This window comes from Paenibacillus sp. VT-400, from assembly GCF_001029205.1.
Lineage (GTDB): Bacteria > Bacillota > Bacilli > Paenibacillales > Paenibacillaceae > Paenibacillus > Paenibacillus amylolyticus.
Map to the genome: position 1 here is coordinate 259,241 of NZ_LELF01000047.1, position 23,415 is coordinate 282,655.

The 23,415-nt window shown below is 46.9% G+C and carries 16 protein-coding genes; 2 read left to right on the forward strand and 14 right to left on the reverse strand.

What is annotated here, in order from left to right; genetic code table 11:
- Positions 1 to 73: 73 nt before the first annotated feature.
- Positions 74 to 1,105: an ABC transporter substrate-binding protein gene (locus EL84_RS03610; RefSeq protein WP_047840752.1), complete on the forward strand. Its 1,032-nt coding sequence runs from the start codon at positions 74 to 76 to the stop codon at positions 1,103 to 1,105.
- Between the two features lie 78 nt (positions 1,106 to 1,183).
- Complete coding sequence (locus tag EL84_RS03615; protein ID WP_047840753.1) at positions 1,184 to 2,896, forward strand: ABC transporter ATP-binding protein; 1,713 nt, start codon at positions 1,184 to 1,186, stop codon at positions 2,894 to 2,896.
- A gap of 53 nt (positions 2,897 to 2,949) precedes the next feature.
- Here EL84_RS03615 and EL84_RS03620 read toward each other — a convergent pair whose 3' ends face one another.
- From EL84_RS03620 to EL84_RS03685, 14 genes are all read right to left on the reverse strand, one after another.
- Positions 2,950 to 4,524: a hypothetical protein gene (locus tag EL84_RS03620; RefSeq protein WP_047840754.1), complete on the reverse strand. Its 1,575-nt coding sequence runs from the start codon at positions 4,522 to 4,524 to the stop codon at positions 2,950 to 2,952.
- A gap of 197 nt (positions 4,525 to 4,721) precedes the next feature.
- The gene (locus tag EL84_RS03625) at positions 4,722 to 6,014 is read right to left on the reverse strand and encodes an ABC transporter substrate-binding protein (RefSeq protein ID WP_047840755.1); all 1,293 of its coding nucleotides are present in this window, start codon (positions 6,012 to 6,014) and stop codon (positions 4,722 to 4,724) included.
- Entirely contained in the window at positions 5,993 to 7,768 is a 1,776-nt protein-coding gene (locus EL84_RS03630) for a sensor histidine kinase (protein WP_047840756.1), read from the reverse strand. The genes EL84_RS03625 and EL84_RS03630 overlap by 22 nt, the downstream gene beginning before the upstream one ends.
- Positions 7,769 to 7,860: 92 nt before the next feature.
- Entirely contained in the window at positions 7,861 to 9,510 is a 1,650-nt protein-coding gene (locus EL84_RS03635) for an extracellular solute-binding protein (protein WP_047840757.1), read from the reverse strand.
- Positions 9,511 to 9,537: 27 nt separating this feature from the next.
- Positions 9,538 to 10,407, reverse strand: a complete 870-nt coding sequence (locus EL84_RS03640; protein ID WP_047840758.1) for a carbohydrate ABC transporter permease — start codon at positions 10,405 to 10,407, stop codon at positions 9,538 to 9,540.
- Positions 10,408 to 10,422: 15 nt separating this feature from the next.
- Positions 10,423 to 11,283, reverse strand: a complete 861-nt coding sequence (locus tag EL84_RS03645; protein ID WP_235193717.1) for an ABC transporter permease — start codon at positions 11,281 to 11,283, stop codon at positions 10,423 to 10,425.
- A 511-nt stretch (positions 11,284 to 11,794) separates the two neighbouring features.
- Positions 11,795 to 13,342 carry a response regulator gene (locus EL84_RS03650; RefSeq protein WP_047840759.1) on the reverse strand — a complete coding sequence of 516 codons (1,548 nt, stop codon included), beginning with the start codon at positions 13,340 to 13,342 and terminating at the stop codon, positions 11,795 to 11,797.
- 270 nt (positions 13,343 to 13,612) lie between these two features.
- Entirely contained in the window at positions 13,613 to 14,527 is a 915-nt protein-coding gene (locus tag EL84_RS03655; protein WP_047840760.1) for a class I SAM-dependent methyltransferase, read from the reverse strand.
- Between the two features lie 205 nt (positions 14,528 to 14,732).
- The gene (locus tag EL84_RS03660; protein ID WP_047841051.1) at positions 14,733 to 15,956 is read right to left on the reverse strand and encodes an MFS transporter; all 1,224 of its coding nucleotides are present in this window, start codon (positions 15,954 to 15,956) and stop codon (positions 14,733 to 14,735) included.
- Positions 15,957 to 16,148: 192 nt separating this feature from the next.
- On the reverse strand, positions 16,149 to 18,212 hold the full coding sequence (locus tag EL84_RS03665) for a molybdopterin-dependent oxidoreductase (RefSeq protein ID WP_152682957.1): 2,064 nt from the start codon (positions 18,210 to 18,212) through the stop codon (positions 16,149 to 16,151).
- Positions 18,213 to 18,635: 423 nt separating this feature from the next.
- The gene (locus EL84_RS03670; protein ID WP_047840762.1) at positions 18,636 to 19,487 is read right to left on the reverse strand and encodes a formate/nitrite transporter family protein; all 852 of its coding nucleotides are present in this window, start codon (positions 19,485 to 19,487) and stop codon (positions 18,636 to 18,638) included.
- Between the two features lie 375 nt (positions 19,488 to 19,862).
- Entirely contained in the window at positions 19,863 to 21,224 is a 1,362-nt protein-coding gene (locus EL84_RS03675) for an FAD-dependent oxidoreductase (protein WP_047840763.1), read from the reverse strand.
- Between the two features lie 484 nt (positions 21,225 to 21,708).
- Positions 21,709 to 22,188 carry a glutathione peroxidase gene (locus tag EL84_RS03680; protein ID WP_047840764.1) on the reverse strand — a complete coding sequence of 160 codons (480 nt, stop codon included), beginning with the start codon at positions 22,186 to 22,188 and terminating at the stop codon, positions 21,709 to 21,711.
- Between the two features lie 240 nt (positions 22,189 to 22,428).
- Complete coding sequence (locus tag EL84_RS03685; protein WP_036612750.1) at positions 22,429 to 23,313, reverse strand: ABC transporter ATP-binding protein; 885 nt, start codon at positions 23,311 to 23,313, stop codon at positions 22,429 to 22,431.
- Positions 23,314 to 23,415 lie beyond the last annotated feature (102 nt).

The window sequence follows — 23,415 nt, forward strand, 5'->3', positions numbered from 1 at the left end:
AAATATCACATCTTCCTCTATGTTATTAATGAGAATAATAATCATTATTGATTATACACAGGGGGAACAAAATATGTTTGCTGCAAAAAAACGCTTTTCCGGCTTGCTTCTTATGCTCGCCATCATTATGATTCTGGCTGCATGTAGCAGCGGAACAGGCTCGACTGCCACTGAACAGACATCGGCAGCGGGAACCGAAACAACAACAACAGCCTCTTCCGAGACGAACACAGACACATCGTCCGGTTCGGATAATTCGAATGGCACACGGATCTACAAGTCATTAAGCGGGGATGTTGAGATTCCGGCTGAACCGAAACGGATCGTTACAGATATGTACGTAAGTGATCTGCTCGCACTGGGTGTGAAACCCGTTGGGGCTGTTCAATATTATTTGGAAAACCCGTTCTATGCCGATCAGGTGGCGGGCATAGAGAGTATTGGTGATCGGGCGGCGGTATCCATGGAGAAGGTTATTGCCTTGAACCCGGATCTGATCATTACCTACTCTGATCAGGCCAGCGAAATTGAGAGTTATCAAAAAATCGCACCGACCGTGGTCATTCCATATGGTACATTCACCAATGTACATGACGAAATCCGGGGATTCGGAGAGCTGATGAACAAATCCGAAGCAGCCGAAGCTTGGCTGAAAACGTACGATGAACGGATTGAAGCCGCTCGCGCTAAGGTGAAAACAGTCATTAAACCGGAGGAAACCTTCTCCATCCTTGAAGTATCCGACAAGAGTTATTATGGATATGGAGACAATTTTGGTCGAGGAGGACAAGCGGTTTACAGTGCTTTGCAACTTGCCCCACTCGAAATCACCAAAAAAGAACTGATGGGTGATACCCAATGGAAAGAAATTTCGCGTGAAGTTGTTGGTGATTATGCAGGGGATCATATCTTCTTAACCGTTGGAGAGAACACCAAAAATTACCAAGGTGACTCCATCTGGAAATCCCTGCCGGCTGTGAAAAACAATCAGGTGTATGAGTTGCTGGAAGACCGTTACTGGTACTTCGACCCAATTGCGATTCAAGGTCAGGCTGAGGAATTCGCCGATATGATCGTAGAACGTGCAGAGCAAAACCGCAAATAACATAAGCATGAATACAGGTGTCCGGACAGGCTAATGATCCTGCTCGGGCATTTGTGTGATATCGAGGAGGACTTACATATGCTTCGCCGTTTTATGTCTTATTATCGTCCTTACAAAAGACTCTTTATCTTGGACTTCTCCTGTGCCATCGCTGCCGCGCTGCTGGAGCTGGCCTTTCCACTCGCCGTTAACCGGGTGGTCGATCAACTGCTTCCGGCTGGCAATTGGTCCATGATCTTAGCGGCGTGTGTCGGGTTGCTCGGCATCTACCTGCTCAGTTCCTTTTTCCATTATGCAGTGACCTATTGGGGCCACAAGCTCGGCATTAACATCGAATCCGATATGCGGCGTGAACTGTTCCAGCGTGTTCAGAAGCAGTCCTTCCGCTTCTTCGATAACAATAAGACCGGGCATCTGGTCTCCCGCATGACCAACGATCTGATGGATATTGGTGAGATTGCGCATCATGGACCCGAGGACCTGTTCATTGCCCTCATGACACTCGCCGGAGCTTTCGGGATTATGTTGGGGATCAACTGGCAGCTCGCTGTGATGACGTTCATCATTGTGCCGCTGATGATCTATCTGTCGCTGTATTTCAGTCGCAAAATGTCCAAGGCGTTCAAGCGCATGTTTGCGGATATCGCCGATTATAACGCACGAGTAGAGAACAATGTGAGCGGCATCCGTGTGGTACAGGCTTTTGCCAATGAAAAACATGAAGTAGGACGTTTCGTTGAGAACAACGAACGTTTCCGGCTTACAAAACTAATCACCTACCGTATTATGGCCTGGAACTCTTCACTCAGTTTTATCCTGATGAAATTTGTATCGCTGTTTGTACTCGTGTGCGGAACCTGGTTTGTTATTCAAGGAAGTATGACTTACGGGGAGTTCATCGCTTTTGTGATGCTATCCAATGTATTCCTTGGACCGATCGAGAAAATTAACTCCGTCATCGAGACGTACCCTAAAGGCATCGCCGGATTCAGACGTTACCTGGAGCTGCTTGAAGCTGTACCGGATGTAGAAGATACACCACAGGCGAAGCCGATTCCGGATGTCAAAGGAGATATTGCTTTCCATAACGTTACCTTTTCTTATGGAGAACACAAACCTACGCTGTCTCAGGTCAATCTGGATATCCAGGCAGGCCAGACGGTTGCTCTGGTTGGACCTTCGGGCGGAGGTAAAACGACGTTATCCAGTCTGATCCCACGTTTCTACGATGTGGATGTAGGACATATCTCCATTGATGGCATTCCGGTGAAGGACATGACGCTGGAATCACTGCGCTCCCATATCGGGATTGTGCAGCAGGATATTTTCCTGTTTGATGGAACGATTCGAGAAAATATTGCATACGGCAAACTGAATGCTTCCGATGAAGAAATCTGGCAAGCCATTCGCAGGGCCCAACTGGAAGAGCTGGTACAGTCCCAGCCAGATGGACTCGATACCATGATCGGTGAACGTGGCGTGAAATTGTCCGGCGGACAGAAGCAACGGTTGTCCATCGCAAGAATGATCCTGAAAAACCCACCTATTCTCATTTTGGATGAAGCTACATCCGCACTCGATACCGAGACGGAAGCCGCCATTCAGCTGGCCTTATCCGAGCTGGCGCAGGGACGTACAACATTGGTGATTGCCCATCGACTGGCGACCATAAGACACGCGGATCGCATCATAGTCGTGGAGAACGGCAGCGTTGCTGAACAAGGAAGTCATGAAGAACTTCTCGCGCATAAAGGCTCGTACAGCCGACTGCATCAAGCCCAGTTTGGTTAAATGCAATGACAGAACAACCCTCCCTCTTGTAATAGAGGGGAAGGTTGTTTTGTTCATTTCAGGTATCCTTTGGATTTCCAAAATCGTTTTGCAAATGATTCAGCAGCGTAAGGCAGCTCCCCATTCAGTAAATCCTCATTCGCTTGAATGAGCACTTTGCGTCCATGTACCAGCAAGTGAACGGCATGCAGTAACTGAGAGCCGCCGATGTAATGAAGTTCAAGCAACAATGGATCTTCTTCCTCGTCATCCTGAGCCGAGTATTCGATCAACACACTTTCCGTACCGTCCGCATGCTGATGCAGAGTATAGTAGTATTTCTCCACATGCGTCTCCCCTTGTTTATCCACATACTCTCTTCCAATACGTAGCATGGCTGGCTGGGGAACACCATCAGACATCTGACCTGCTTGTCGAAATGCATAATATAACTCTCCAATCCACAGCCCGTGCCGATCATCATCATAATAATCGTCATATGGCTCCACGACAGGCAGTGCTAATAAATCGTGGATCAGTTGGTGCGAAATTAAGGAACGGGCATACTGATAATTCGATACAGACTGCAACAAGGTGCTCCATCCTTGCTCGCTTAACTGCTGAATATCAGCAGGTGAGTTCTCCGATAATACGTTCCATTCCGACTTCTCATTGTTTAGATAACGATATGCTCCTGAGATCATCCAGACAGGTTCACCCGGTTGTACGATATGTTTATCAGGAGAGTTGGAACCTTGATCTGATGGCTCCATCTTAAGCAACAATGCACAATTGTGGTCATCCTGAAAATACAGACTACGGAAATATCCCTCCGTATGCTCATCTCCATAGACCGATACTCGGCAAAATTGCTCGTCCAACCAAAATTCATAGCTGTTCAGTAACTCATCCTCCTCTCTTACAGGTAACAAAGATGGATGAGTAAGACGCTCTATATTCTCAACGGTAATCCGATGATCTTCGAACCAATCCGGCGCATCTGGCTCTGATTCATCAGCATGAATGTACTTTCGGTTGATTACAGGTTGTCCTTGTTGCAGCCTCTTTAACATTTCTTCTCGCCAAGGAAACGGCTCTGTATCTTCATCAATCACACATTCAGGAACGAATAACGCCAACATGTCAAAGCCCCGCCATGGTCCGAGATCCTCCCATTCTTCAAGCTGACGCTTCACATTACGCTGTCCTTGAACCTGAATCGTATATTGATCGGTACTTACCAGCAATCCACCTTCTACATTCCCTCTCACTGTCAATTCTCCATGGTTATAATCACCCCAGAACATATCCTCCACATAGAGATTACCTGTAATATATATTTCCTGCCCACCCACGATCATATAGGGCGTTATGAGATTCCCAAGTACAACCAGATTTGAACTGGCCGCGTCGGAACTTGTATTTCCAATATAACGATCCACTGTCAGATTTCCTTCAACTAAGATCAAAAAGGGTCCTTCATCCAACAACAGTTCACTGATATGAAGATCACCAGAATGTAACCATACTTCCTCGGCTTCAAATTCACCGTTGTGCGCTTCATTCTGAGTGTACATCCAGCTCTCCTGAGGCAACTTCGTTTTCATATCGGCAAAAGACACCTTGTGACCTATCTGATGTATGGACATGTCCTGACACTCCTCATCCATTAATATATGGATAGAATCTATCTAATCTACAGATAGGACAACTACCCATTTTCATTATACTAGAGGAAATATACACCATTCCATAACAAAAACCCTCACCCGAGTAGAATGAAGGTTGAGCTTGTGAACGACAACAGCCCCAAGCCCATTAAATACATATATGATCTAGTCCATTCTTATAACTTCCCACCCAGAATTGCGTTCGCCCGCTCACGGAAATCCTTCGCCGCCTGCTCAGGCGTAATTTTGCCAAACAGTAGAAGATCGTACAACTCACGTAACACCGCAGTGACCTCTGGCGCACCTACAGGATCAGGCGGGTCCATCTGAGTGCTGTTATCCGCAACCCAATCGATATAATCAAACACCTGCGCCAGCTCCGGTTCAACCACCAGCTTCATCCGCGCTTTGACACTGGATGAGACAGGCACACCCCGCTCCCCTTTGAGCAGCAGATTGGCATCCAAATCATTCACAAAAAAGCTGATGAACTTGGCAGCTTCCTCCTTATGTCTGGAATTACCCGCCATGGAGAAAAACATGCCTGGCTTCAAGAACAATCCATCCTGGCTGTTTGGCCCAGGCATTGGGGAGATGGTTAAGGGTTTGCCATAACGCTGAGCGGTGCTGATAAATTGGTTGGAATACCCCCAGCTAAACAAAGCCTCTCCCAGATAAAACGGGTCGTTATCAGGCTGGCCAATGTCTGATGTCCAGATATCCGGTGCAAAAATAAGTTTCTTTTCCGCGAGCTTCTGCATCCTGCCAAAGTACTCAATAAACAGCCCATCATCCTCATATCCCAATCTCTTGCCATCCTCGGCGTATAGCTTGGAACCATACTGTCTCAAGTAATACGCGAAAAACTGTTCCGGCGTGAAATAGGTTCCCAGATAGATGCCTTTCCCGAGCAATTGTTCGCCCATCCGGTCAAAATCCGCCCATGTCCACGTATCCGTTGGCAATTCAATGTCATTGGCCTTTAACACTTCCGGATCATAGATGCTGAGCATGGCGTTAACCCCCAAGCTGAGACCGTAGGTTTTTCCATTCAGGCTACCACTCTCCAGCTGTTCCTTCTCAATATCTGTCGTGTCAATCAGCCCGCTCTGCATGTACGGCGTCATATCCTCCAACAGTTGCAGCGAACTGTACTGGGACAGATAGGAGATGTCCATCTGGATAATGTCGGGCAACGCATTGCCTGCTGCATGTGGGGCAAGTTTTCTCCAGTATTCATTGAAACTGCTATATTCGTATTCGATGTTCACATGTGGATTCAACTTCTCATACAGGTCGATAACGGCTATCGTTGCATTGTTACGGAACTCCCCACCCCACCAAGCGATTCGCAGCGTTATCGGCTCTTCTTCCACAATCATGCCTGGCCTTTGATCAAACTGGTTCACGCAGCCAGGAAGAGTCAGCATAAGGCAGAGCATGCCTATCATTCGCATCCATCTTCCCATAACTTCTCCTCCTTACCTGGTGATGGGGGTGGCAGCAGCACTGTTACTCTCGTTCCAAGCCCCGGCTTACTTTCCAGCAGAACATCATATTCTTCGCCAAAAGCCAGACGTACCCGCTCCCTGATATTCAGTAGACCAATACCTGTGCCTCTGGTCTTCACTTCACCGAGCAGCACCTGTTCCACATATTCGGGTTCCATGCCGGGACCGTGATCCTCCACGATAAGAGCCAGCTTGCCACCTGATATCTCGGCATACACTCGAATCAGACATGATCCAACCTGTGGTTCCAAACCGTATTGAATGGCATTCTCCAGTAGTGGCTGTAGGGTCAACTTGGGAATGGCACAGCCCAGATAAGGAGCGGGCACATCCATACGGAAATCCAGCCGTTGCCGGAAACGGTAGGTCTGAATGGTGATGTAATGATTGACGATCTCCAGTTCTTCGGCAATGGTAATGATATTTTGCTTGAAGCTGATGGAGGAACGCAGCAAATATCCTAGTGATAGCACCATACTGGAGATTTGCTCCTGCCTGTTCTTTTTGGCGAGCCAATGGATCGAATCCAGCGCATTATACAGAAAGTGAGGATTGATCTGCGCCTGCAGCGCCTTGAACTCCGTTTCTTTAATGACCAGCTGGCTTGCATAATTTTCTTTAATCAATGTATTAATATGTGTAATCATCAGTCGATACGTACGCTGTAGTAACCCCAGTTCATCCATGTGCTGGTGCGTTGGAATGGACAGATTGGCGTCTATATTCTCCAGATCCCCATACTGAACCTCCTTCATCTGACTGATGAGCTGCCTGATCGGCCTTGTCAGACTTCGTGCGAACACCATACCAAGCGCGAGAACAACCAGAATGGCGATAAGATAAACGACGATCAGTATATTTTTCAACCATATAATACGTTCAAAAATTTCATCATAAGAGGCCATATTATAATACACCCAGTCGGTGTATGCGGATTTCTTCTGGGAAAGAAATATCTCCCTCCCATCCAGATTCTTGATCTCATATCCCCCACTGCCTGGAAGTGGATTCAGTCCGGCGGACACCGCTTCTGGAAGCTGGCGATAAGGATACACCACATCACTACCTGCTTTTAAAATAATGTCACTGTCCTGGCTATCGATGCCCGCATACTCCTCGACGAGTCGCTCGATATTAATACGCAGAAACAGTATTCCTACCGGTTCCAGGGTCATCGGTTCATAGGCTCGCACTTGACGCACCATAACCAGCATCGGGTCATCGTCATCCGGGTATAACCAGCGCACTGCACCATTGGCCTGCTCCGCAGCCGCAATCATCCGATCATATTTTTCCTGAGATACGGTTAGTGTCTCGCCATATTTATTGACTCTTCCCCTGGAATCAATCAGATGAACGGACTGCACATATCGTGCAGCCCCACTAATATGCTCCCATAACCGATCCGTGATCTTTTTTCGTTCAATAAAGCTTGAATATGCGCTATCGTCATCCAGCAACGACTTCAAGGCTCTTTGAATCTGCGTATCGGAGATCATGTTTAATGATAACGCTTCCAACTTCTGAAGTTCAACATCCACTGTAGACGAAGAAAGGTTCAGAAGTCGGGACGACTTATCAAACAGCTGTTTGTCATACACCGAGTACGTATAATACAAGGACCCAAACGCGAGAATGATGACAAACGCCATCATGAACATAATCATCAGAAACATTTTCATTTTGATGCTGAGTTTGCGGTAGGCTGTCATGACCAAAGCGCTCCTTTGAACCACGTGATACTACTAGGTATATCACATACAGGAAGGTTTCCCCAAAGTTTTAGCGCTCGATTTCTCACGTATTATTTAGACTGATATCGATCATACGCAGCCTGATGAACCTCAATCGCCCGGTCAATATCCATGCTCTTGATTGTTTCGGCCATCTTGTCAAATTCGGTGATCGGCTTCTGTCCGCTAATAATGGCAGTCATCGTTTCATTCAAATACGTATTCACCTGACTCATGATGGATGTACTTGTGGTCACCTCATCTGTTGACAAACGAATTGGAGGAAGCGTTAATGCTGAGCTTGCTTTCATCCATTCCGCGTTCGCCGCACGCTGTCCGTCGTCAAATAATAATGCATCCAGATAACGACTATCCTGATTGATTGGACCGTCCATAATGGATAAGGCATAGGAAGCCAGTGCCTGGTCATACGTTAGACCGTTCGGATTATTAATGATGGTATCTGTGAATTTGACACCTTCCCCGTCACGAACATAGCTTTCATTTTCGATACCAAAGTTGAACAGATCACTACCCTCTTCGCTATAGTTGTAGTCCATCCACTGAACAATATATTTTAATTTGTCTTCGTCTGCGGAAGCCGTAATAGCCTCACCATAAGACAACACTTTAGCGTCCAGATTAAATGTCGCATACGAAGTTCCATCCGGAGATACAGGCCATGGTACACCCGTCACGTTAAAGTTCGGATCCGTATCTCTCATCAGATTGAAGTATTTCCCCATGCCGCTGAACACACCACCCTGATATGCGCCTGCCAGATTGCTGGTGACCTTGTAATCGAAAGCTTTACCGTCATTGGTCATGATCTCGGGATCAATCAGCCCTTCTTTGTACCACTTGGCCATGGTCTCCAAGAAATCACGGTAGCCCGGCTGAATCGGTCCGAATTCCACCTTGTCTCCATTCATCTGGAAACCACCAATTACACCAAATGCCGCGGCAAAATCATGGAGCTTGGTCAGGTTACCCGGTCCCCAGTTTCCGGTGAATGGTAGCTCATCTGTCTTGCCGTTGCCGTTAGGGTCCTGTTCCTTAAATGCCTTAAGCACCGTATACCACTCATCAATGTTGGTAGGTACCTTGAGATTTAATGCATCAAGCCAATCCTGGCGCATAATTAAACCAGAAGTGGCATTCAGCTTCAATGCATCCAGCTTCAGCAACGGGAACATATAGATCGTGCCATCATCGAGTGCAATCTGCTTTTTCACATCCGGATCGGATTCAATAATCCGCTTTAAGTTTGGTGCATAACTGTCGATCAGTTCATTCAATCGAATGATTCGACCATCCTTGATCATTTTTTCTGGTCCACCAACGGCATCCGCCCAGTTATAATAAATGACGTCCGGTAGCTCTTTCGTGGAGATCAACAGATTGAACTGGTCACGCTGTTGTCCAAGCGGAGGATGTGTGAACTTCACTTGGATACCCGTCAGCTTCTCCTTTTCCTTATAAGCCGCCATATCGCCAAAATTGTTCAAGGAAGCTGTCAGTTTGGCATCATTGGCGCGCCAGTAGTCAATGGTAAAAGGCTCACTTGTAATCGGTAGCGGAATCTCGGTTAATGCCTGAACCGCAGGTTCTGTTCCTTCTGCTGGCTCTGCGTTACCTGGTTCATTATCACCCGTACAGCCCGCCAGTAAAGACATGGTAAGTAGCGATGACAACAGGATGGACCCCATTCTTTTTTTCACGTAATTCGCCTCCATAGGATACATTTTTTATTGTTTCACAGCACCGATTAGAGCGCCCTGAACAAAATAACGTTGGATGAACGGATATACCAGCATGATCGGCAGTGTGGAGATAATAATAGTCGCATATTTGATGTTCTCCCCAATGGCAAAGCCGGTATCGGCGCCAGCGCCCATGGCCTCTGTACTGCTGCTGATCAGAATATCACGCATAATAATCTGTATTGGATATAGCTCCTGACTGCGCAGGTAGAGCATAGGTCCGACATAATCATTCCAATGGTCAACCGCATAATACAGCATCATGACCGCCAGGATCGGTTTTGACAAAGGCAGTACAATCCGGAACAGAATCAGAAAGTCATTGGCACCATCAAGCTTCGCCGATTCGATCAGACTGATCGGAATGCCCTCAAAGTTTGTTTTCATAATGAGGAAATAGAACGTACTGATCGCACCCGGAATAATAAGCGCAAAACGGGTATCCACCATGCCCAGATTCTGAATCAGCAGAAAAGTTGGAATCATACCCCCACCGAAAAACATCGTGAACGTAATTAATTTCATCAGCGTTTTTCTGCCCATCAGATCACCGCGTGACAGCCCATATGCAGCCAGTGAAGTCATGAGCAGATTAATGGCGGTACCCACCACAACATAGAACAAGGTGTTCATATATCCCGTATAGATGCGAGTATCCTGAAATACCGACTTGTACGCTCCCAGCTGAAAACCTTCAGGAATGAGCATCAGTGAACGGGAACGCAGCATCTGGTCCGGGTCGCTGATTGAAGAATTGAACACGTACAGCATCGGGTACAAGCATAAAACCATGATCACCAAGAGCAGCAGTGTATTAAATACATCAAAAAGTCGTTCCCCTATAGACTGTCTCATCGCTTCACCTTCCGATTACCATAGACTGGTTGAGTTAAGCTTTCTGCTGATCGCGTTTGCGATAATGAGCAGCGCGAAATTAATGACGCCGTTAAATAGTCCGATGGCGGTTGAATACGTATAGTTCCCCTCCAAAATACCGGATCGATAAACAAAGGTGGATATGACATCCGATGTCTCATAGGTCGGTGCTGTTTGCATCAGCAATATTTTCTGAAAATCCGCATTCATGACCGCCCCCATACGCAGAATTAACATGATCACAATCGTGGGCATAATGCCCGGCAGTGTAATATGTAACAGCTGTCTCCAGCGACCTGCGCCGTCAATTTTGGAAGCCTCATACAACTGAGGATCAATACCACTTAGTGCTGCCAAAAAGATAATCGAGGCCCAGCCTGCGCCCTGCCATATGTTGGACAGAATGTACATCGGACGGAACATATCTTTTTCCGCCAAAAACATAATTGGCTGCAGATCGAAAAAGTCACGAATGACGTTAAATAAGCCACCGTCCAAAGATGAGAACGTTTTCAACATTCCAACCACGACGACAACCGAAATAAAATGCGGCATATAACTGATGGTCTGTACTGCACCTCTGAACCACTTCTTCCGGACTTCATTCAGTAGCAGTGCTAGTAGAATCGGAGCCGGGAAACCAAACACAATACTGTAAAAACTTAAAATCAGTGTGTTCTTAATCAGTCGCCAGAAATAATAACTTTCAAAAAACATGGTGAAGTTGTCAAATCCGACCCATTCCCCTGCCAAGATTCCTTTGATCGGGTTGTAGGATTCCTGAAATGCCATCAGTAGCCCGTACATTGGCCCATAGCTGAAAATCAGATAGTAGGCTACCACAGGAACGAGCATCAGATAAACGTATCTGTTGCGGACAAGTTCCTTTTTCACCGAACTCCATTTGCCAGCTGGCTTCAAACGCCCAGGTTCAATCCCCCGGCTTCGATTCAGCTCCATCCACTCAACCTCCACTCTCGATGTTCATTCACTAACATGACACTTCTAATGATAGAAGCGAGCGCCTTTTCTTCCCATGCTCATTTCCGATAAATGGATGTTCAAAACCGAGTTCCGTCCGACAAAAAAAGACCCTGCCGCCGATGAATGGCGTACAGGGCCCGATCACAGATTAGATGTAGAGGTTGCTATCTATATAAATCGAGCTAAAGAATATTTACACTTGCCACTCCGATGACAGAACAACCCTCTGATCGCTGTTATCCCCAGATTTTTATGATTCCCTTTTCTAAAGGGAAAATCCGGGGATAAATGCGAACGCTCCGCTTCTTCGTGTTATTTCTGTCCTCTCCGTTTTCGTGTAAATGTTTAGTTCAATGCTGTAGAAGCCGGTAGCAACGCTGTCTTAAGGTACTTTTTTATACTCGGAAGGGGAGAAACCCGTGTATTTCTTGAACATTTTGCTGAAATACGGCCAGTTGGCACCAAACCCTGTCTGCTCGGCAAGCGAGGATACAGTGCAGTTCCCGTCCTGCTCCAGAAGCTCCAACGCTTTACGGATGCGGTAGCTTAGCACATAGTTCGTAAATTTCTCACCAGTTTCTTTTTTGAACATTTTGCCGATGTAGTCTGGATTCATGTATATTTCCCCGGCGATGGACTGGAGTGTTAATGTCTCGTCCTTGTACCGTTTCTCTACCAACTGTTTCACACTGCCTACCATCTGCGATTGTCTGGAGCGATGTTGATCATAGCGGCGCAAGGTGATTTCTTTGGCAACGGCAAGTAGAAACTGTTGAAAAGAATGCAGGGTGCTGGATTCAATCATGCCTGGCAACTGGTCCATATACCTTTTCATCTCGGCAGAGCCACTGAGTCGAATCATCTCCATAAACATCTGAATAAGATAGGACTTCGTTTGGGATATATCGTATCGCAAGCTGGCAAGCAGCTGAAACATCCGGTTCAGCTCTGATCCAACTTCCTGCCAGTGTCCCGCCTTGATTGCAGTAACCATCCGCTCCGGATCGTATTCGAATTCAGGAAGAATGCGTTCTCCGGGAGAGTAAATATCCCGTTCCATAATGAGACTGCCCTCACCGAGGTAAAAGCGGTAATTGAGATAAACCAGCGTCTGCATGTACAAATGGCGTGCCTGCGAAAGGTCTCCTGGCTCGCTTAGCGCTATCGTGAGATCATCATGATAATATCGGGTAAATGTGGCGCGAATCTCATCGATATTATGGAACAACTGCGTTTCAGACAACTTGTCCTCCATGATTAGTAGCACATGCCTTCCAACCGTGGCACTTAATATTGGATTGTGAAAAATATCTTCGGCAATGTTCTTCACCGCGAACAAGTGCAAATACTCATGATCCCCCTCAATCTCTACCAGCAGCAACCGCACACGCTGATCCTGAAACTGTACATCGAATAATTCCTCGAAATACTTCCATTCCTTGACCCCGTATGTTCTGTTCGTGACTAGCTCTTTCAGAAAATATTCCTTGGCATGCGGCAGTACACGCTCCAGATTATATTGGATCGACTGCACAAAACGCTCCTGATCGGTTAACTCTCGCTTCTCACTGACCAATTCACTGATAGCCTGTACAAGATGCTCCTCGCTGCAGGGCTTAAGCAAATAGTGCTTCACCCCATACTGCATGGCCGTTTTCGCATATTCGAACTCCGTAAAACCCGTGAGCATGATAAACGAGATATGCTGATACTTCTCTGCCACAGCTTCAACCAGCTGTAACCCATCCATTCCCGGCATGCGGATGTCCGAGATGATGATATCCGGGCGTTGCCGCTCAATTGAAGCAAGCGCTTCCAATCCATCTTGAGCAATGCCGATCAGTTCTGTTCCTAATCTGGACCAGTTCACCACACTGGAGATCCCGTCCGAGATCATAAATTCATCATCAACCAGCAAAACCTTGTACATCGTATGCATCCTCCTGCCTTTAACCAGTTCCATTCTATTATATGGGCATTATGCACAAATAGAGGGGAGGACATTGAATGACATGGAATTGCACCCTAACAAGTCTGATTGTTGAACATTTGTATCACATGCGAAGTTATTGACTACCGAATCATGGTCTACGTTGATCCTTCGTTCAAACCAAACAACCCTCACCCTGACTCAGGATGAAGGTTGGTCGTTGCTATGCAAATGTGGGCTATCTAGGTAACCCTGTATGCCCGGATCGATTTATTTTTTTACCGCGTGAATAAAATGTATCGTTTCAAATGCCCTTAGATGATCGGTTCGATCCTGGAAAAACTGTTCCTGAATTGCCTCCGGAGTCAGATGCTCATAGATCAGCAATCCCGCTTCATCAAGCAAGGCCTCCATCTCCGCATATGCGTACCCGGATTGCATCGGCTCACCACCCATTGCAGCCAATTTAACCATATTTTCAACCCGATTAAACATTCCTTTTTCCTCAAAAAGGTGCTCATCTGCATAATCCAGAACTATAGAGCTTCCGGTTGGCAGGTTCGCAAACACATGACGAATCACGTTAAACAGATCATTTTGGGACAAATAATACGAAACACCCAAGAGACTAGCCAACGTCTTCCGTTTCTTCAAACCTTCAATAGTCAAACTGTCATTCGAAAGCTCACGCGTAAAATCCATGGGTACAAAGTGAAGATTGTCCGGAATAGTCAGCTCGGCCTGATTCAGCCGCTCTTTCTTGAATTGCTGTGTAGCCGGATAATCCACTTCAATGATATCCAGCGTGTCCTCCAATTCCGGATGCCTCAAAGCAAACGTATCCATCCCGGCGCCAAGAATGACTACCTGCTTCAATCCCAACGCGACTTCATGCAAAAGTACATGCTCACAGTAAGCGGCCCGAGCCAGAGTTATTGGAGATAACTGTACCTGGGTAATCCATTTTAGAACCTTTTCCGGGTCGTCCTTGAGCTTGTGAGCCATATCCGGGTTGAAAAAATGAATGCCTCTAACCATGTTATTGCTGATATCTGAAAACTCTTGAGGAGAGATCAGCAATTTCGCCATAAAATCATCGAAAATGAGGGGTGTGTCATGTTGGCTGTGATAGGCTCGGCCAAAAGTCGAAATCAATGATGTGATACTGGATTCATTTTGCTTCATACTTATTCCTCCCGTACAAACAAAAATAAGATTCCCCTGGCCAGGAGAATCTTATTATATACGGAATATTTTTATATGTAAATTATAGCATAAATACATTTTTTTGTCAACCATAATTTACGGATGAACAGACAGTTTACAGTGGATTTACCGTCCACTTCAACTCGTTCTTCCTTCCGCATCCTATCCAACCCGATGAGATCTGTTAGGCGTCCATTCCATACTCCTTCACTTCACGATTACGGTTCAACACCGCATGCAACACAAAACCAAGTACCGCAATAGCTGCTGTGCCTGTTGCCAGCCACGCTACCGGAATAAGTCCCTGTTTGTCATACATGACCCCCATCGCATAGGGGCCGATAACCCGTCCAACCGCACCGATCCCACCCGATATCCCGATGTAAAAAGGCGCCGCCCTGCCGGCATGCTCCGAGATAAACGCAGGTGTTGCAGGGGAGATCAGCATCTCCCCAAACGTGGCCAGTACCATTGCTAGCACCATGCCCGGATAACTGTACATAGTAATCATCACAATGTAGGCCATGCCATAGAACACGGCACTCGCCGTCATCTGGGCAGTGGAGGTACGGGCCATGGTCCGTTTCACCCAACTGGTGAAAGGCTGGCCCACAAAGATCAGCACCCCGTTCAGGGTCCAGAGCAGACCGTACATTCTTTTTTCCATACCCTGAGAGATGATATACGGGGACACACCTGTGTTCCAGATGGAGTTGCCAAATAACAGGAAGAGTACGCCCAAGCTCATAAACAGATATAGTCGGGTATTACCCAGCAATGCCCAGACGCCCGGCCCATCGGGGACGGTTTTCCGTTTGGTCAGATGTACTTCCCCCTGATCCGGTTCAACCCGCGACAGATAATACCAGAAGAAAATTGCAAATCCGGCTGAGGTCACCCCGTTCAGTACAAAGCTGAGGTGATAGGAAAAGTCAGCCAGAAAACCGCTCAACGCCGTACCAATCGCCACCCCGATATTGTTCGCCACATAGATAATATTGAATAATTCACCGCGTCGCTCCGCAAACCGGAAGCCAATAAAGGCTTGAATCGCTGGTAGCGACAATGAACTGAACAGCCCAATCCAGCCCATGGCACATATAAATACGACCCAATACGCACTAATCCACGGCAACGCAAACAAACCTAACGCATTAAGCGCCAGTGAACCAATGATCAGCTTCTTCACGCCCACCCGATGGTACAACGAACCACCAAGCAATTGTCCAAAGATGCCACCCAGTGACTGAATGAGGATCACAAAACCGGCGTTGGCCATCGTTCGTCCAAGTTCATCAAACACATACATGGTGGTCAGCGGCCACATCAAGGCACTGCCGGTTGCGTTAACCAGACTTGCTAATAAAAATATTCTCACTTCTTTTGGATAGTTATCCAGCCATCTCATCATCTCTAGTTCATTCTCCTTAGTACCTCTGCACATACAAATAGCCATAAAAAATAGACCTTTGCCCTGACGGCATAACCATAACCAGCCAGAGCGAAGGTTTTATGAAGTGTAACATCAATTGCTCTTTAATCCTGCTCAAATTCTAGCCTTTGTTCATCTTACCTCAAAAAAATTACGCCGCAAGCACACTCATTGACGCTTCACTTCAACAGTGGCTGAGAAGAATGTCGCCCCGTTCCCCATGTCCGACAACCGATTGGACGTCAGTGAATTCGCTCGCTGCTTCTTGCCGTCACCATCCCACCATAAGCCTTGGCTGATGACGGTTCCCGGCAACATGGCTTCACTTACTTTGGCAGTAAGTTCAATGCGCCCACGATCATTCCATACCACCACCGCATCTCCATCCTCCACATTTCTACGGATGGCATCCTCGGGGTGTATCTGCAATAAAGGCATCTTTTCCAAACGCTGATGTTTGGCTGAATTACCAAAGGTGGAGTTCAGGAAATTATGGTTTGGCGGCGACAGGAACATCAACGGATACGTATCGGCAGGTCCAGCCGGATTCTCCCCATCATATCCTTCAACCAGAGCACTATAGGTAGGGAGCGGCGGAAGCCCTCTCTGTTCCATCGTCTCGGAATACAATTCAATTTTGCCTGAAGGTGTGGGCAGCTGATCCAGATATGTAGCATGTGGCGTCATATCCAGCTTCACGAATCGATGTTCCTTCAGTCCTTCCAACGTGACCCCATTCATGTAGGGGTTGCCTGTGCCCTGAAGTGCGTCCTCAATCATCTGTTCCGGTGTTTCTCCGAAGATTGCAGGATCGTACCCCATAGCCTGCCCAAGCAGTGAGAACAGTTCCACATTGCTCTTGCTCTCCCCAATCGGTGCAATCACCGGCTCTTGCAGATGAACGTACTGATGCCAATAAGAGGTGTACAGGTCCGTCGCTTCAAATGAAGATGTGGCTGGCAATACGATATCTGCATATTTCGCGGTATCCGTCATGAACAGATCATGCACAACCGTGAATAGATCTTCCCGTGCAAAACCTCGCTCCACCCGCTCGGTATCCGGTGCCACCACCAGTGGATTGCTGCAGTAGACCATCATCGCCCGGATTGGCTGCTCTGCTTCCAGCAACGCTTCACCAATCCGGTTCATGTTCACCACTCGCGGCTCGGGATTCTGCCGCAGCTCCGGACGTTCGAGCGCATCGCTATTTGTGCTCGCGTAGCTGTTGGTGCGAACGGCACCGCCGCCTTGCTTCAGCCATTGCCCTGTAATAGCAGGCAGACATGCAACGCTACGCACGTTCATTCCCCCATTATCATGGTGCTGGAGGCCATTGCCGATGTGAATATGGGCTGCCTGTGCGTTGCCGTATAATTCGGCCAGCTCCACAATGGTTTCCTCCGGCACGCCCGTAATGCGTGCAACACGTTCAGGGATGTAACTGCGGACATGATCACGCAGTGCCTCATGACCCACCGTATACTTTTGCATAAACGCTTCATCAGTCAGTCCCTGTTCGAACAAAACATGCATCAATCCCAGCGCCAGTGCGCTGTCCGTGCCCGGGTACAGCGGAATAAACCAGTCGCCCCATTGAGCCGTACGATTGCGATGAACGTCGATTACGACGATTTTGGCGCCTTTCTTGCGGGCTTTCTCCGCCAAAACGACCTGATGCATATTTGTACTGACGATATTGCCACCCCACACCAGGATGAGATCCGCATGCTCCGTATCTTCCGGCACCGTTCCCCGATTGGCGCCCATCGTATATTTCCAGCCGGTATTTCCAGCGGAGTTACAGATCGTCTGCTCCAGTACACTCGCACCAAGCGCATTGAAGAAACGTCGGTCCATACCGTCTACGCCGAGAATGCCCATGTTACCGTAAAAGCTGTAGGGCAGGATGCTCTCCGGGCCGTAGGTTTCGGACAATGCAATGAATTTGGTCGTAATTTCGTGAATCGCTTCATCCCAACTGATTCGTTCAAACTGGCCTTCACCTTTGGCTCCTACACGTCTCATCGGATATTGTAGACGCTCGGGGTGATATACCCGCTCGGTCATATTTCTGACTTTATTACAGATGGCACCCTTGGTGATCGGATGATCCGGATTGCCTGCCACCTTCACAATTTTGCCGTTCTCTTTATGTAATAACAGACCACAAGTGTCCGGACAGTCGAGCGGGCACACCGCCGCAAATACACCATTCTCCTGATCGATCATCGTAAGGCTCCCCTCTTTAAAAGCTATCCCTATATCATATCTTCTTCGAGGTTATCGCGTAAAGAGAACAGTATGTTTTTGCTTCATATTCGCCGCTATAGCGGCTTTAAATTATTTTCAAAAAAATGTTTTTGAGTTTGATTCAACTTCAGAATTCAGGGGTAAATTAAAAATAAGGCATTAGGCTAGTGTTTCCCCACTTCCTCCTCATGCCATATCATGGACCACTCCCGAAATTCGCCATGAACAGGTTTCGTTCCCCCGAACCTTGTCATGGCGAATTTATTTTGCGTTAAAATCCAATAAGGACACCACAAAAAAACGATCCCGCCCTGCTCCATCACAGCATATTCGCCATGAACCGAGCAAGATCAGAATCGTCTTCACTTCTAATATACGTGTATCCATACCTCGCTGTGCCCTCTATGCTTGTTTGCTCAACATCACTCTAGCCTCCGTCTCCATAGGTTCGATCGACGTCGCCATCTCTGGTTTCACTTTTGGCTCGGCTTGGCGCAGGTACACCACCCAATAGGCTGCAGCTACAAACAGAGCACCACCAGTCAGATTCCCGAGCCATACCGGAATGAAATTCATCACATATTGACCCCACGAATAATGTCCTTCAAAGATTGCCGCCGGGATGAGGAACATATTGGCCACAACGTGCTGGAATCCAATCGCCACAAATGCCATCGTTGGAAACCAAATGCCCAGTACCTTGCCACTCATCGTATCCGAAGCATAAGATAACCACACGGCCAGCGCGACCAGCCAGTTACAGCCGATGCCAGAGATGAAAGCTTGCAGGAAACCATCATGCAGCTTATGCCCAGCCATATCCACCACTTTCGCCAGATATACACCTTCTCCGGTCAGACCCAGCACATGTCCAAACGCGTACGCGACAAACAAAGCTCCAACAAAATTACCAATCGTCACTAAGGTTAGATTTTTCAACATGCTACCCACAGATAATTTTCTTGCAATCGTAGCAAGTGGAACTGCCATCATGTTACCTGTCAGCAGCTCTCCACCACCGATGAGTACCAAGATTAATCCAACCGGGAACACTGCTGCTCCAATCAGATTGACCAGACTTCCCCACTCAGCTGGCGCAGAAGCAATCACCCGAATATCCAGTAGAAACCCCAGCGCAATAAAAGCCCCTGCCAGAAAACTAAGCACCAGTACAGAAGACACCGGATATTGAGCCTTCTTCATTCCTGTTTGCGCCGTATATTGTGCAACCTCAAGAGGTGTTTTTGCTGCCATATCATTCATCCTCTCCTTCATTGTTCATCGTTGGATAAAACCATCTGAATTCCTTTGTTTATGCGTTGAATACCATATCTCAATTGTATCTTGGTACTGCGCAAAACTTTGTGCAAATTATCACAATGTTCTTTAAAAAGATACTTTCAGAGCGTCTTTGAATAGTTAAGTCAGCAAGAGTGTAGTAAGGCCTTTTGTAGCTAAAACAACAAAAAAGAAGACTGACGATATACTCGCCAGTCTTCTCTTTCCTTTATAATCGTCCGCCTTGTTTCGTAATCTTGGCAGTTATCGTACACCTCTTATTTACGGATAAGCATGTTATATTTGTATGGCGTTTATCATGCCCTCTGTTCAACCATCTATTCTGCTTCCTTACACCATTGCTGGTGCTTTTATTTCTATTGGAGGCAGTGCTTGCAGACCCGCCGTGTTCAGGAAGTTCCACGGTTTGTTGTAATGTGGCTGGAAGAAGAAGTCGATGAAGGCCAGCTCATCTACGGTCATGTTATTTTGGATGCAAACCGAGATCGTATTAATCGATTGAGTCAGATCAACCTGAGACATCACCTGTGCTCCAACGATCCGACGAGTAGCCTGCTCATATACTACTTTGAGCAACAGTTTCTCAGCCGTTGGCATGAACTCCGGACGGTAGCTGTCTTCCAGTACGACAGATTCAACAATCAAACCTTCGTCAGCAGCAGACGTTTCCGTCATCCCGGTACCCGCGATATTTTGCTCATAAATTTTGATACCCGATGTTCCTTGTGTACCCATATACGGTGTCGTAGGACGAACCAGGTTACGGGCTACAAGTGTACCCATCCGCACCGCGTTGGTTGCCAGTGGAATGTAAGATGCTTTGCCTGTTGGGTTGTAATGAATAGCACAGCTGTCACCCGCAGCAAAGACGTCTTTTTGACTCGTTTGCATATATTTATCCACGATGATTGCGCCGTTTGGCAGCATATCCACCTGGCCTTTGAGCAGTTCGGTATTTGGACGGAAACCAATGCACAGAATAACCAGATCGGTTTCGAACTCTCCTTTGGACGTGATCACCTTAGTTACTTTGCCATCTTCACCAGTAAACTTCTGTACCGATTGACCAAGAGCCAGCTTGATGCCGCGTCCAGTCAACGTATCTTCAATCGCATCCGTGAATTCAGGGTCCAGGTATTTGTTCAAAATCCGGTCCACACTGTCGATCAGGGTAACTTCCTTGCCATTCATTTGGAAAGCTTCGACCAGTTCTACGCCGATATATCCTGCACCTACAACGGTAACACGTTTGGCATCTTTGGCTTTTTCAATAATCGTGTTGGAATGATTGTAGTTTTTGCAAAGTAAAATGTTATCCATCTCGATGCCTTCAAGCTTTGGAACGACAGGCCATGAACCCGTTGTCACGATCAGTTTGTCAAACGTATCTTCAAATTCTTCCCCGGTTTGCAGGTTTTTAGCCTGAAGGGTATGGCCCTTGGCATCTACTGCTGTTACTTCATGAAGCATCTTAGTCTCAACACCAAGCTCTGCCAGTTGATTAGGCGAAGAATAGAACAAGCCGTCAGGGTCTTTCACAACCCCACCTACGTAGAGCGCAATGCCACAAGATAGGAAGGAGATATTGTCATTGCGCTCATACACCGTGATGGTAGCATCCGGGTACAATTTGGCGGTATTTACGATGGCTGCGGTTCCTGCGTGTGTACATCCGATAACTGCGATTTTCATTAAAAGTTCCTCCTCGAAATATATAAATGAGTTTGAATATAAGGTTGTTATGGTTGTGAAACATTTCACTTCTTGTTCGAAACAGTGTATGTGATTTATTTCACTTTATACACTCATTATAATGTGATATTTTTCACATTGCAATAGGTTTTGAAAAAAAAGTTTGTCGAAGGAGGTCATTCACCTGTATTTAAGCCTTGCTTCCCTTCATTGTATTGATTTCATTGTCCCCGGATTTGGGCGCGTTTATGCTATGTAATGGCTTCCGTGATCCCTGTATGAATGCAGTGTGGACGTATAAAGTTAGAGTCCTCTCTTACATTCATGTTTTACTTGTACAAAAAATAAATGGCTTCAATTTTCATTACAGGGTTGATTTCATGGATCCGACTCCTACCTGTGAAGAGAATAAATCCGCGTATATAAAATAATCAAAGAAGCCCATCCTTGCTTATGCAAGGACAGGCTTCTCAACGTTCATGTATTAACCGAGCAATTTCTCGATATCTGCAATCATTGTCTCCGGAGATTCTTTCGGTTCAACACGACCTACCACTTCACCTTCACGGTTAACAAGGAACTTGGTGAAGTTCCATTGGATGTCGCTTGTTTCACCTACGCCAGGTTGTTGCTCCTTCAGGTATTGGAACAGGGGATGAGTGTCCTCACCATTCACGTCTACCTTGGCAAACACCGGGAAATTCACACCATAGTTAATCTGGCAAAATGATTCTGCTTCCTCACTTGTACCTGGCTCCTGCCCTCCAAACTGGTTACAAGGGAAACCCAGTACAACCAAGCCTTGATCGCGATAACGATCATAGAGCTTTTGCAATTCACCGTATTGCGGGGTCAGCCCACACTTGCTGGCTGTATTGGCAATGACCAATACTTTACCTTGATACAGATCCAGTGAGACTTCTTGGTTCGCGGTGGTTACCGCCTGATATGAATATACGGACATGACTGATTCCTCCCATGACATATGTTGGTTTGGGCTGTTGCGAGCATGTTGGCATAACCAATGAACTCACAGCCTGTCTTATTATTATAGACCTGATCCGATGCGATTACCAAATCCAGGGTCTACCCGTCCCCTTTGCTCCCATGCATTGCAAATCCCCCATGAATGCAAAAGAGCCGCGTGCGATAGCGCACAGCGGCTTCATTCTATAATGTAAGGACCCACATATGGCCCATTTCGTTAACTTCCTGTCGCTTGAACACGTGGTTCTGCCCGTCCTCCAGCATGAACCATCGCACTGTTCATGACCAGCTGCTCTGGCGTCTTCGATTGCTGGCGTTCGCCTGCAAGAGCGTAAGGCAAGCAGAGCGGTACACCGGAACGCGGATCAATCACGATATCTGCTTCAATGTTGAATACCTCACGAAGCACATCCGAATTCATAACTTCTACAGGTGAACCATGAGCAATGGCTTTACCTTTTTTGATACCAATCATGTGATGTGCATAGCGGGAAGCATGATTCAAGTCATGCACAACCATAACAATGGTACGGTTGGCTGTGGCATTCAGTTGCTCCAGTAATTGCAATACTTCGAGCTGGTGAGCCATATCCAGGAACGTAGTCGGCTCGTCCAGGAAAAGGATATCTGTTTCTTGGGCAAGTGCCATGGCAATCCAGGCACGTTGACGCTGTCCACCGGACAGTTGATCAATCGGACGATCATGGAATTCAGTCATGGCTGTCACTTCGATAGCCCATTCAATCATACGTTTGTCTTCCGCACGCATGGAGCCAAATCCTTTTTGATAAGGAAAGCGACCATACGATACCAATTCAGTAACGGTAAGACCTTCAGGGGCTGTTGGATTCTGTGGCAAAATCGCAAGTTGCTTGGCAACTTCACGCGTGGACTGTTTATGGATGGACTTCCCGTCGAGCAATACATTACCTGCTTTTGGAGCCATAATACGTGCCATCGTTTTCAGGATGGTTGACTTCCCTGAACCATTGGCTCCAACAAGTGCTGTAATTTTTCCTTGGGGAATCTGAATATTCAGATCCTCTACAATTAGTCTTTCCTCATAAGCGATATCCAGCTTGGTCGTCTCCAGACGAAACATGCGATCATCCCTCTCTCATTTATCCCGGTTATGTAATCCGGCTATGACAACAAAAACGAAATTGTAATTCTGTGATTTCCGACGCAAATATCTTCTACACTA

Coding starts and splice junctions, on each gene's coding strand:
- EL84_RS03660 (WP_047841051.1), bottom strand. CDS start 15,956: ATGAGATGGCTGGATAACTATCCAAAAGAAGTGAGAATATTTTTATTA.
- EL84_RS03620 (WP_047840754.1), bottom strand. CDS start 4,524: ATGTCCATACATCAGATAGGTCACAAGGTGTCTTTTGCCGATATGAAA.
- EL84_RS03610 (WP_047840752.1), top strand. CDS start 74: ATGTTTGCTGCAAAAAAACGCTTTTCCGGCTTGCTTCTTATGCTCGCC.
- EL84_RS03630 (WP_047840756.1), bottom strand. CDS start 7,768: ATGACAGCCTACCGCAAACTCAGCATCAAAATGAAAATGTTTCTGATG.
- EL84_RS03640 (WP_047840758.1), bottom strand. CDS start 10,407: ATGAGACAGTCTATAGGGGAACGACTTTTTGATGTATTTAATACACTG.
- EL84_RS03680 (WP_047840764.1), bottom strand. CDS start 22,188: ATGTCCGTATATTCATATCAGGCGGTAACCACCGCGAACCAAGAAGTC.
- EL84_RS03645 (WP_235193717.1), bottom strand. CDS start 11,283: ATGCTCGTTCCTGTGGTAGCCTACTATCTGATTTTCAGCTATGGGCCA.
- EL84_RS03685 (WP_036612750.1), bottom strand. CDS start 23,313: ATGTTTCGTCTGGAGACGACCAAGCTGGATATCGCTTATGAGGAAAGA.
- EL84_RS03670 (WP_047840762.1), bottom strand. CDS start 19,487: ATGGCAGCAAAAACACCTCTTGAGGTTGCACAATATACGGCGCAAACA.
- EL84_RS03675 (WP_047840763.1), bottom strand. CDS start 21,224: ATGAAAATCGCAGTTATCGGATGTACACACGCAGGAACCGCAGCCATC.
- EL84_RS03615 (WP_047840753.1), top strand. CDS start 1,184: ATGCTTCGCCGTTTTATGTCTTATTATCGTCCTTACAAAAGACTCTTT.
- EL84_RS03655 (WP_047840760.1), bottom strand. CDS start 14,527: ATGAAGCAAAATGAATCCAGTATCACATCATTGATTTCGACTTTTGGC.
- EL84_RS03650 (WP_047840759.1), bottom strand. CDS start 13,342: ATGTACAAGGTTTTGCTGGTTGATGATGAATTTATGATCTCGGACGGG.
- EL84_RS03665 (WP_152682957.1), bottom strand. CDS start 18,212: ATGATCGATCAGGAGAATGGTGTATTTGCGGCGGTGTGCCCGCTCGAC.
- EL84_RS03625 (WP_047840755.1), bottom strand. CDS start 6,014: ATGGGAAGATGGATGCGAATGATAGGCATGCTCTGCCTTATGCTGACT.